Origin of the sequence: Rhodococcus sp. 14-2470-1b, assembly GCF_002259415.1 — a bacterium.
Taxonomy (GTDB): domain Bacteria; phylum Actinomycetota; class Actinomycetes; order Mycobacteriales; family Mycobacteriaceae; genus Rhodococcoides.
On sequence record NZ_NPFY01000019.1, the window covers coordinates 135583 to 146867 of the forward strand.

General features: G+C 65.8%; 10 protein-coding genes and 1 pseudogene. All 11 read left to right on the top strand.

The window, feature by feature from the left end; all coding sequences use genetic code 11:
• Positions 1 to 50 precede the first annotated feature (50 nt).
• The 11 genes and pseudogenes from CH293_RS14920 (at position 51) to CH293_RS14970 (ending at position 11283) form a co-directional block, all read left to right on the top strand.
• Positions 51 to 1667 carry an ABC transporter substrate-binding protein gene (locus CH293_RS14920; RefSeq protein WP_037163930.1) on the top strand — a complete coding sequence of 539 codons (1617 nt, stop codon included), beginning with the start codon at positions 51 to 53 and terminating at the stop codon, positions 1665 to 1667.
• 2 nt (positions 1668 to 1669) lie between these two features.
• Positions 1670 to 2644, top strand: coding sequence for an ABC transporter permease (locus tag CH293_RS14925; protein ID WP_037112284.1), 975 nt, complete (start codon positions 1670 to 1672; stop codon positions 2642 to 2644).
• Positions 2637 to 3527: an ABC transporter permease gene (locus CH293_RS14930; protein ID WP_033190175.1), complete on the top strand. Its 891-nt coding sequence runs from the start codon at positions 2637 to 2639 to the stop codon at positions 3525 to 3527. Before CH293_RS14925 ends, CH293_RS14930 begins: the two co-directional genes overlap by 8 nt.
• Positions 3524 to 5167, top strand: a complete 1644-nt coding sequence (locus CH293_RS14935) for an ABC transporter ATP-binding protein (RefSeq protein WP_094720657.1) — start codon at positions 3524 to 3526, stop codon at positions 5165 to 5167. Before CH293_RS14930 ends, CH293_RS14935 begins: the two co-directional genes overlap by 4 nt.
• Complete coding sequence (locus CH293_RS14940) at positions 5157 to 6305, top strand: LLM class flavin-dependent oxidoreductase (RefSeq protein WP_094720658.1); 1149 nt, start codon at positions 5157 to 5159, stop codon at positions 6303 to 6305. The genes CH293_RS14935 and CH293_RS14940 overlap by 11 nt, the downstream gene beginning before the upstream one ends.
• Positions 6302 to 7681 (top strand): NtaA/DmoA family FMN-dependent monooxygenase, encoded by a 1380-nt coding sequence (locus CH293_RS14945; RefSeq protein ID WP_019663217.1) that lies wholly within the window; start codon positions 6302 to 6304, stop codon positions 7679 to 7681. Before CH293_RS14940 ends, CH293_RS14945 begins: the two co-directional genes overlap by 4 nt.
• Positions 7678 to 8451 carry a DUF1684 domain-containing protein gene (locus CH293_RS14950; RefSeq protein ID WP_037163927.1) on the top strand — a complete coding sequence of 258 codons (774 nt, stop codon included), beginning with the start codon at positions 7678 to 7680 and terminating at the stop codon, positions 8449 to 8451. The genes CH293_RS14945 and CH293_RS14950 overlap by 4 nt, the downstream gene beginning before the upstream one ends.
• Positions 8448 to 9575, top strand: coding sequence for an LLM class flavin-dependent oxidoreductase (locus CH293_RS14955; RefSeq protein ID WP_037107633.1), 1128 nt, complete (start codon positions 8448 to 8450; stop codon positions 9573 to 9575). Before CH293_RS14950 ends, CH293_RS14955 begins: the two co-directional genes overlap by 4 nt.
• A gap of 66 nt (positions 9576 to 9641) precedes the next feature.
• Positions 9642 to 10583 carry an NADP-dependent oxidoreductase gene (locus CH293_RS14960; RefSeq protein WP_176460016.1) on the top strand — a complete coding sequence of 314 codons (942 nt, stop codon included), beginning with the start codon at positions 9642 to 9644 and terminating at the stop codon, positions 10581 to 10583.
• 36 nt (positions 10584 to 10619) lie between these two features.
• Positions 10620 to 10859: pseudogene (locus CH293_RS14965) on the top strand (multidrug efflux SMR transporter); the annotation flags it as partial.
• 109 nt (positions 10860 to 10968) lie between these two features.
• Complete coding sequence (locus CH293_RS14970; protein ID WP_019663223.1) at positions 10969 to 11283, top strand: multidrug efflux SMR transporter; 315 nt, start codon at positions 10969 to 10971, stop codon at positions 11281 to 11283.
• Positions 11284 to 11285 lie beyond the last annotated feature (2 nt).

Consider the following 11285-nt stretch of genomic DNA (forward strand, 5'->3'; position numbering starts at 1 on the left):
GCGGCGATCTCGCGCGTCGATGGCGTCCTATCAAGATCCGGAGTATCTCGGTGTCTTCACGTTCCGTTTTTGCAGGTGTCAGCGCTGTCGCTGCCCTGAGTGTCGTGCTCACAGCCTGCGGAGGTGGCGGGGCAACCACCTCGGCCGATGCCGGAGAGCCCACTGCCGGCGGCACTCTGCGCTACGGATTGTCGGGTGCTCCCACCTGCTCGGACCCCGCTCAGTCCGGGACCAACCAGACCATCTACGTCGTCAGGCAAGTCGTCGACTCGCTGACGGATCAGGATCCGGAGACGGGGGAGATCACTCCGTGGCTCGCGGAGAGCTGGGAGGTGGCACCCGACGCGTCGTCGTTCACGTTCAAGCTGAAGGACGGTGTCACCTTCAGCGACGGCACACCGGTCGACGCGGAGGCGGTGAAGGCCAATTTCGACTCGATCGTGAACATCCTGACCACGGCCAAGTCGCCGCTCGGTGGTAGCTACCTGTCGGGTTACCAGGGCACCACTGTCGTCGACCCGCTCACTGCGCAGGTCGACTTCGACGGCCCGAACGCACAGTTCCTGCAGGCGACGTCGACGGCGCAGTTGGGCCTTCAGGCGCTGTCCACCGTCGCCAAGCCTGCCGAGGAACGGTGCGACGGCTCCAACGTCGGCAGCGGGCCGTTCACCTACGCCGATTATCAGCAGGACAGGTCGGTCACGTTGGCCAAGCGCACCGGGTACGACTGGGGCTCGGACGTGTTCGGACACGAGGGCGAGGCATACCTCGACACGATCGAGTTCACCGTCGTACCCGAGTCGGGTGTGCGTACCGGCAGCTTGTCCTCCAACCAGCTCGACGCCATCTCCGACGCGCTTCCTCAGGACGCGCCGCAGATCGAGGCCACCGGAGGGCAGATTCTGACGACGTCCAACCCGGGCACACCGTTCGGCTTCCAACCCAACGTCACTCGCGGGGTGCTGCAGGATCCCGAGGTCCGTAAGGCGCTGGTGCCGGCGATCAACCGTCAGGAACTGATCGACACCATTCTCGGACCCGACTTCAAGGTCGCGACGAGCACGCTGGCCAGCAAGACCCCCGGTTACACGGAGTTGGCGGACGTCACGTACGACCCGGAGAAGGCGAAATCGATTCTCGACGCAGCAGGCTGGGTGCCCGGTGCCGACGGAATCCGCGAGAAGGACGGCCAGAAGCTCTCGTTCAAGGTCATGTTCAGCGCGGTGTTCGCCGGTAATCAGGCGATCCTCGAACTGACGCAGCAGCAGCTTCGCGACGTCGGAGTGGATCTGCAGCTCGAGCTCGTTTCCAATTCCGAGGCCACGGCGCGTCAGGGGACGAAGGACTACGACTCGACGTACTACAACAGCACCCGCGCCGACGGCGACATCCTGCGTACGTCCTTCGCCGTGGACGGGCGAAACCTCAACGCCCGCGGACCGATTCCCGACCTCGACGCCTCGCTCGACGAGGAGTTGGCCACCACCGACACCGCTGCCAGGAACGAGATCATCGCTACCGCGCAGCAGCAGGTTCTCGACAACGGACTGTGGATTCCGACGATCGAACTGTCGCAGGCCATCGGTGCCGGACCGAACGTGCAGGACCTGAAGTTCGAGGCGTCGGCCCGGCTGCAGTTCTTCGACACCTGGCTGAGCGGACAATAACCATGATTCGTTATCTCGCACTGCGCGTCGTGCAGGCCGTCCTCGTTCTCTGGGCGGCGTTCACGATCTCGTTCATCGTGCTGTTCCTTCTGCCGTCGGACCCCGTCAGCATCGCCGCCGACTCGGCGGGGTCCGGTACGCCCGTCGACGCGGCGGCCATCGCCGAGTTGCAGGCGCGATACGGACTGGATCAGCCGGTGTGGGTGCAGTACTGGAACTCTCTGAGCGGTGCAGTGCGAGGTGACTTCGGGTTTTCCATCGCCACCGGTCAGAAGGTCACGACGGCCATCCTCGACGCACTGCCGAGCACCCTGGCGTTGGCGACGACCGCGCTGGTGCTGTCGCTGATCTTCGGCGGATCGGTTGCCTTCCTGGCCACCTACACGCGTGTCCAGTGGCTGCGTACCCTTCTGTTCTCCATCCCGCCGTTGGGCGTCGCGGTGCCGACCTTCTGGGTCGGGCTGCTTCTGCTGCAGGTGTTCTCGTTCCAACTCAGGATCTTCCCCGCGTTCGGTGACCAGGGAGCGTCGTCGCTCGTGCTGCCTGCGATCACGCTCGCGTTGCCGACGGGTGCCGTGATCGCTCAGGTTCTCGCCACATCGATGACCACGACCTGGAAGCAACCGTTCGTCGAATCTGCCCGCGCCAAGGGAGTGTCACGTCTGCGAGTACAGACCAAGCACGTCGTGCGGCTGTCCTCGATTCCGGCCTTCACCATCGCGGGTGTACTCGTCGGCAACCTGCTCGCCGGATCGGTCGTCGTGGAGACGGTCTTCTCCAGGGCCGGTGTCGGCAGGTTGACTCAGACGTCCGTTCTGGCGCAGGACATTCCTGTGGTACAGGGCATCGTCGTTCTGACGTCGCTGGTGTTCGTTCTGGTCAACCTGCTGGTCGACCTGTTCTATCCGTTGATCGACCCTCGGATCGTGTCCGAGTACAAGCAGTCCGCTCCCGCGAAGGAGAAGGCACATGTCTGACATCCTGACCCGCGTCGAGACGGTCGCCACCGCTGAACCCGTCGTCCCGAAGCCGAACCCTGTTCGTCGTAGACCGCGTGTGCGGTCACTGGTGAAGAACATCTGGCTGGCGCTGTCGGTCGTCGTACTGGTTCTCGCCGTCGGCTTCGCATTGTTTCCCTCGCTCTTCGCCAGTGGGGACCCTCTGAAGGGAACGCCTGCGGACAAATTGCAAGGGCCGAGCGCGGCGCACTGGTTCGGAACCGACAACATCGGACGTGACCTCTACACCCGCGTCGTCCACGGTGCCGGGTTGTCGCTCACCGCAACGTTGTTCGCGGTCGCGATTGCACTCGTGGCCGGATCGCTGATCGGTCTGCTCGCAGGCGCCGTCGGCGGCGTCGTCGACGCGATCCTGATGCGCATCGTCGACGTGCTGCTGTCGATTCCCGCACTTCTGCTCTCGCTGGCGCTGGTCACGGCGCTCGGGTTCGGTACACGCAACGTCGCCATCGCTGTCGGTGTCTCCCTCGTCGCGAACTTCGCGCGCGTCATGCGCTCCGAAGTGCTGCGGGTGCGGCAGTCGCTGTACGTCGAAGCCGCCTACGCCTCCGGCGTCCGGTGGTACGACGTGTTCGGGCGCCACATCCTCCGCAACTCCTACGGACCGGTCATCGCCCTCGCCGCAGTGGAATTCGGCCAGGCGGTGCTGGCGGTGTCCGCCCTCAGTTTCCTCGGATTCGGCGCTGTTCCACCGACACCCGAGTGGGGATCGTTGATCTCCGAGGGCCGGAGTTTCCTGGCCACCGCATGGTGGATGACCACACTGCCCGGCCTGGTGATCGTGGCCGTCGTCCTGTCGGCCCACCGCGTCGGCCACGCAATCGAGGGAGGCACACGATGAGCCCCATTCTGGAAGTCGAGAACCTCCAGGTGGACTACGGCAACGGTGCCGCGGTCCGAGGAGTGTCGCTGACGGTCGAGCGCGGCGAAGTGGTGGCGGTGGTGGGTGAGTCCGGATCGGGCAAATCGACGACGGCACACGCGATCATCGGTCTGCTTCCCGGCGCGGGTCGCATCACGTCCGGCGAAGTCCGCTTCGACGGCAAGCGGATCGACGATGCCTCCGAGAAGGTGCTGGACCGCCTGCGCGGGGCTCACATCGGTCTGGTTCCTCAGGATCCGACGACGTCGCTCAACCCGGTCATCCGAGTCGGTGAGCAGGTGGCCGAGGTGCTCCGTGTGCACGGGCTGGCCACCAAGCGGTCCGCGAAGCTCGAAGCGATCAGGATCCTCACCGAGGCCGGGATCGACAACCCCGAGGTGCGGGCCCAGCAGTACCCGCAGGATCTCTCGGGCGGTCAGCGTCAACGCGTTCTCATCGGCATCGCACTGGCATGCACGCCCGAGCTCGTGATCGCCGACGAGCCCACGTCCGCGCTCGACGTCACCGTGCAGCGCCGCATCCTCGACCACCTGGACGCCCGTATCGCCGAGACGGGGACGGCCGTTCTGCTCATCACTCACGACCTCGGGGTCGCTGCCGACCGCGCCGACCGGCTCGTCGTCATGAGCAAGGGCGACATCGTCGAGACCGGGCCTACCTCCGAGGTTCTCGCGAACCCGAAGCACGAGTACACGAGGTCGCTGCTGGCCGCCGCACCCAGCCTGGGGACGGCACTGCGGCCGGCGAGACCGTCGACGACACCGATTCTGACGGCCACCGAGGTGTCCAAGACGTTCCGAATCGGACGGCAGGAGTGGAGCCTGCGGAACGACTCGAAAGGCGGTGTGCACCTCGATGCGGTGAAGGCTGCGTCGTTGACGGTCGAACGTGGGCGGACACTGTCGCTCGTGGGGGAGTCCGGATCCGGTAAGTCGACGTTGGCGCGCATCACCATCGGGTTGGAGAAGCCGACGTCCGGGCGCGTCGAGTTCGACGGGACCGAGGTGACGGGCTTGCGTGGCTCGCGGCTTCGTGATCTTCGCCGACGCGTTCAGATCGTGTATCAGAACCCCTACGCCTCGCTCGACCCGAAACTGACCGTCGAGCAGATCATCGAGGAACCACTCGACGCGTTCAAGGTCGGGACGAGTGCCGAGCGTTCGGCGCGGACCGCGGAGCTGTTGGATCGAGTCGCGTTGCCTGCCGACTACTCCCGGCGCAAACCCGCGGAACTGTCCGGCGGGCAACGCCAGCGCGTTGCGATCGCGCGAGCGCTGGCACTCAGGCCGGAACTGGTGGTTCTGGACGAACCGGTGTCCGCACTCGACGTCTCGGTGCAGGCGCAGATTCTGGACCTTCTCGACGAGTTGCAGACCGGACTGGACCTGAGCTACCTGTTCATCTCGCACGACCTCGCCGTCGTGCGGCAGATCAGCGACACCGTCGCGGTGATGCAATCCGGGACGATCGTCGAATACGGGCCGACGGCACAGATATTCGATTCGCCACAGCGTGAGTACACCCGTGAGTTGCTGGCGGCCATTCCCGGCAACTCGCGCCCGAGAAGTCACGACAAGGAGACCGCAGGTGCCCGATAAGTTCTTGATCGCCGTCGAACTGCGCGGAGCCGGAATTCACCCGCATGCCTGGCGGCGTGAGGATTCTCGCGCCGAGGAACTGTTCACCGCGCGGTACTGGACCGATCACATCGAGGCGGCCGACCGCGCAGGGATCGACATCGCGTTCCTCCCCGACGCCTTCGCGCTTCAGAGCGGTGACGGCGTCGAACTGGGCAGGATCGAGGCGGCGGCGATCGCCGCACGGGCTGCCGCGGGCACCCGTTCGATCGGCCTCGTCCCGACGGTGACCGTCACGCACACCGAGCCGTTCCACGTGTCGAAGCAGATCGCGAGCATCGACTACGCATCGTCGGGTCGCGCAGGCTGGGAAGTCGCGGTCTCGCAGGACGCCGACGAGGTGACGCTGTTCGGGCGCAAGGGCCCGCAGACCGTGGGCGAACTCTGGAGGGAGGCCGACGACGCCGCCGAGGTGGTCACCCGGTTGTGGGACAGCTGGGAGGACGACGCGGAGATTCGCGACGCGTCCACCGGACGCTTCATCGACCGAGACAAACTGCACTACATCGACTTCGAGGGCGACTACTTCTCGGTGAAGGGCCCGTCCATCACGCCGCGCCCGCCGCAGGGGCAGCCGATCGTCGTCGTCCGGGCCGAGGACGACCCGTCCACGGCCGTTGCCGCCAAGCGCGCGGACATCGTGCGAATCTCCGCGCCGACGATCGACGACGCAGCCGTCGTGGCCGCGCGGGTGCGTCGTGCCGTCGTGGCCGAGGGACGTGACCCTGCCGAGGTTCACGTGGTGCTCGATCTCGAAGTGCACGTCTCGGACACCGCGGCGGCCGACGTCGATCAGCTGAACAGCTGGTCGCCGTACGTGCCGGACTCGGTGAGCTTCCGGGGGAACGCCGCGGAACTGCAGGAGTTGCTCGACGGCCTCGCCGCATCCGGCGTCGTCGACGGCGTGACCCTGCGACCGTTGGCGCTCGCCCAGTCGGTCGAGGCCATCACGACCGATGTCGTACCCGGCTTGGCCTGGCACGATGGTGCAACGCCCCGTCTGCGCCCCGGTCCGCTGCTGCGCAGCAGGCTCGGCCTTGCACGACCGGAGAACCGATACGCAGTACGCCGTCAGGCAGCACAGGGAGCGTCGAAATGAGCGCGATCAAGAAGCAAATCCATCTGGGAGCGCACTTCCCGGGTGTCAACAACACGACGGTGTGGCAGGACCCGGAATCGAAGAGCCAGATCGAGTTCGACTCGTTCGTCCACCTCGCGGAGACCGCGGAGCGCGGGTTGTTCGACTTCTTCTTCCTGGCCGAAGGGTTGCGGCTGCGCGAGCACCGAGGCCGTATCCACGACCTGGACGTCGTCGGTCGTCCCGACACGTTGATCGTGCTCAACGCGTTGGCCTCCGTCACCACGCATCTCGGGCTGGCCGGCACCATCAACACGACGTTCAACGAGCCGTTCGAGCTGGCGAAGCAGTTCGCGACGCTCGATCACCTGTCCGGTGGCCGCGCGGCGTGGAACATGGTGACCTCGTCGGATGCGTTCACCGGCGAGAACTTCCGCCGCGGTGGATATCTGGACCGAGCGGATCGGTACGTCCGTGCTCGCGAGATCATCGACACGGCCCGAGAGCTCTGGGACAGCTGGTCACCCGACGCGCTCGTCGTCGATCGAGAGAACGGGGTGTTCGCACGTCGCGAGCACATCGCACAGGTCCGCCACACCGGACCGCAGTTCGACATCGATGCGGCGTTCACGGTGCCACGTAGCCCGCAGGGTCACCCGGTGCTTCTGCAGGCGGGCGATTCCGACGAGGGACGCGAGTTCGGTGCCGCGAAGGCCGACGCCATCTTCACCGTCCACGGCACGCTCGAGGCGGGGCAGGCGTTCTACTCCGACGTCAAGGGCAGGCTGGCGAAGTACGGCCGGGAGCGTGACGATCTGAAGGTCCTTCCCGCCGCGACGTTCGTCCTCGGCGACACCGCCGAGGACGCGGAGGAGCGAGCCGACGCCATCCGCCACCAGCAGGTCGGGCCGCAGACAGCGATTTCGTTCCTGGAGCAGGTGTGGGGGCGTGACCTGTCGGAATACGATCCCGACGGTCCTCTTCCCGACGAAGACCCGACGGACGACGTCAACATCACCCGAGGCCGGGTCCGCCACGCCGATCCGGTGCAGGTTGCGCGCGACTGGCGTGAGCGGGCCGAGTCGAAGGGTCTGAGCATCCGCGAACTGATCATCGAGGTCACCACGCGTCAGCAGTTCGTCGGCACGCCTGCACAGGTGGCCGAGGAGATCGACAGTTACGTACAGAACGACGCGAGCGACGGGTTCATCCTCGTCCCGCACATCACCCCGGCGGGGCTGGACGAGTTCGTGGACAAGGTGGTTCCGATTCTGCAGGACCGCGGCAGCTTCCGTACCGAATACTCCGGTACGACGCTGCGCAGCCACCTCTTCGGATCCGATTCCGCCGCGCTGAACCATCCGGACACCGAGCGAGAAGGAGTGCGAGCATCATGACCGCCACCGTGAACGAGACGTTCGAAGCATCGTGGAACCAGTGGCACAGCGAGCGTGAGAGTTACTACAGCGACCCACTCGGATGGGTGTCGCTCACCGGGCTGTACTGGCTGACGGACGAATTCGAGACCGTCGGAGATCTTCCCGGCCGCTGGCGCGCCGACGAGGATGTCGTTCATGTCGACGGATTGTCGGTCACCACGCTCGAACCGGTCGAGGGCGCACCGGGCATTCTGGTCGAGGACGGTGACCGACGCATCGAGGTCATCCGTCGTACCGGTTCGGTGGCGCTGCGAGTGCACGACCCCGCATCACCTCACCTTCAGGAATTCTCCGGAATTCCGACCTACGATCCCGACGAGAAGTGGAGTGTCACTGGCACGTTCACGCCGTATCCCGAGGCGAAGATCGTCACCACCGGTGCTGTCGTCGAGGGACTGGAGCACCACCACGCCGCGGTCGGTGTCATCGACTTCGAACTGGGCGGAGACAAGCAGCAGTTCGTAGCTTTCGGCGGCAAGGACGGTGGGCTGCGGGTGATGTTCACCGATGCGACGTCGGGTGTGACGACGTACCCGGCCGCGAGGACGCTCGTCGTGACCGATCCGACCGACAGCGGCGAGGTGATCCTGGACTTCAACCGTGCGTCGAACCTGCCGTGCTCGTTCACCGATTACGCGACGTGCCCCGTGGCGCCGGCGGAGAACAAGCTCGCCGTTGCGGTCGAGGCGGGCGAGAAGAATCCGCGTCCGTTCGGCAGCGCGTCGTGAGCAGGGTTCCGCTGTCGGTACTGGATCTGTCGCCGATCAGCGAAGGTTCGACCGCCGCCGAGGCATTGCGCAACACTCTCGACCTGGCGCGTCAGGCAGAGGAATGGGGGTACGAGCGCTACTGGGTCGCCGAGCATCACTTCGTCGCGGCCGCCAGTTCGTCCCCGGCCGTGCTCGTCGGGTTGATCGCGGCCGCCACAAACAGGATTCGCGTCGGGTCGGCGGCCGTACAGATCGGTCATCACACGGCTGCATCGGTCGTGGAATCGTTCGGCACCGTCGACGCCGTGTATCCCGGTCGAATCGACCTGGGTATCGGACGATCGGGTCAGCGCAGGCAGGAAGCGCTGGCGGGTAAGGACGTTCCGGAGCCCGAGCACGAGGAAAGGGTCGTCGACGGCATTCTGTTCCCGAAGCCGTTCCGTTCCGGCAAGCTCGTTCTCTCCGAGCGGGTGCTCGCATCGGGTGAGGTGCTGCAGCAACCACATGCAGTCGCCCCGGATTTCGACACCCAACTGCAGGACGTCCTCGACTTCCTCGGTGGGCGATTCTCCACGTCCGGTGGTGTGGAACTGACGGCCACACCCGGACTCGGTGCGCAGGTCGAAGTTTGGCTCTTCGGTAGCAGCGGTGGCCAGAGCGCACAGGTCGCCGGAGCACGAGGATTGCCCTTCGTCGCCAACTACCATGTCAGTCCCGGTACGACGCTCGACGCTGTCGAGGCCTACCGTGCGGCGTTCGTGCCCTCGGACACCGTGAAGGAGCCGTACGTCGTCGTGTCGGCAGACGTCGTCGTCGCGGACACGGATGCGGACGCGCAGTACCTGGCGTCGTCGTTCGGCCAGTGGGTCCACAGCATCCGTAGTGGCCACGGTGCCATTGCGTATCCGGATCCCAAGACTGCCACGCCGCTGACCCCGGAGCAGGCGGAGTTGGTGTCGGACCGGGTCGCCACTCAGTTCGTCGGCTCCGCCGTCACGGTGGCGGAAAAGCTCGACGCTCTGCAACGAGCCACCGGGGCAGACGAACTCGTCGTGACCACCGCGACGCACGGACACGGAGACCGGCTGCGGTCCTTCGAACTGCTCGGGAAGGAATGGGGACTGCCACGGCTGCGCGTGTAGGGGCCCCACGCGCATGATCGTTGTGGGCCAGGAACAATCCGTGACAGCGAGGAGTTGAAAAGTTAAATGACACGAGTAGCGGTAGCAACGGCATTCGGTGGACCCGAGGTGGTGCGCATCGTCGACGAGGCCTTGGCCGCCCCGGCGGCCGGCCAGGTCTCGATCGAGGTCAAGGCCATCGGCGTGAACCCGATCGACTACAAGCTCTACAGCGGAGCGTTCGGCTCGGACCCCTCCACTCTCCCACTTCATCTCGGAAGTGAGGCCAGCGGTGTCGTTGTCGCCGTTGGCAATTCGACCAGTGGTCCGGGCGGGCAGATCTCCGTCGGCGACGAGGTCATCGTCTCCGGGGCGAAGGGAGCGTACGCGGAGAAGCTGCTGGTTCCGGCAGATGCTGTGCTTCCCAAGCCTGCGTCGCTCGGCTGGGAGGCCGCAGCAGGACTGCTCGTCGTTGCCGGGACGTCGTACGACGCCCTCGAGGTCACGAAGGTCGCCGAGGGCGACACGGTGCTGGTACACGGCGCAGCGGGAGGTGTCGGGTCGATCGTCGTTCAGCAAGCGAAAGCGCGCGGGGCGCGGGTCATCGGTACCGCTCGGCCCGTCAACCACGACGCACTGCGTGAGCTGAGCGCCGAGCCCGTCGAGTACGGTGACGGATTGCTGGAGCGGGTGCAGGAACTGGCTCCCGACGGAATCGATGTCGCGATCGACACGGTCGGTACCGACGAGGCCGTGGACGTCTCGCTCGCTCTCGTCTCGGACAAGGATCGCATCGTCACGATCGCCGCATTCGAACGCGCGGCCGAGGAAGGGTTCCCCTCCGTGGGCGGTGGCAACCCGGAGAGTGCGAAGCGCCGCAAGGCAGCTCGGCTCGACCTGGTGAACTCGGCCGGTGCAGGCGATTTCATCGTGACAGTCGCCAAGACGTTCCCTCTCGCGGAGGCGGCCACGGCACACGAGGAATTGAAAGCCGAACACCCGCGCGGGAAGTTCGTGTTGATCCCGTAACTCCTGTGTGAGGTGTGGAATCAATCTCGATCGCCGATGGTTCGTCGAACGGTGAGCAACAGATACTGGGCGCTGCTGGCGTCGGCCATCGTGTCGGAAGTAGCGGCATCGCTGTCGTTGAAAGCTGCGCTGAACACGCCGGTCTGGTACGGCGTCGTGGTGGGAGGGTACGGCGCATCGTTCGTACTGCTGTCGCTGATCCTGCGGATGGGCTCGCCCATCGGGAAGACCTACGGGATCTGGGCTGCGTCGGGAATCGCGTTGACCGCCGTACTGGGTACCGCGGTGTTCGGGGAACCGCTGACGCCGACGATGCTGGCCGGCATCGTGCTGGTCGTCGGGGAGTGGTGTTGGTGGAATTCGGCGCGGGCAGGGCGCACGCCTGATGTGGTTGTTACTCGCCGGAGCAATCGTCACCGAGGTCATGGCCACGCTGTCCTTGCGAGCATCCGAGGGAGGACGCAAGAAGTGGTGGCTCGTCCCCGTCGTCGCAGGGTACGGAGCCGCGTTCACGCTGCTGGCCCTGACACTGTCGGCCGGGATGGCTGTCGGTGTCGCCTACGGCGTGTGGGCAGCGAGCGGCGTGGCCTTGACGGCCATCGCCGGCCGCTACCTGTTCCGAGAACCGTTGACCTGGGTCATGGGCGCAGGTATCGCCCTGATCATCGGCGGCGTTCTGCTGATCGAGATCGGTGCGTAGCG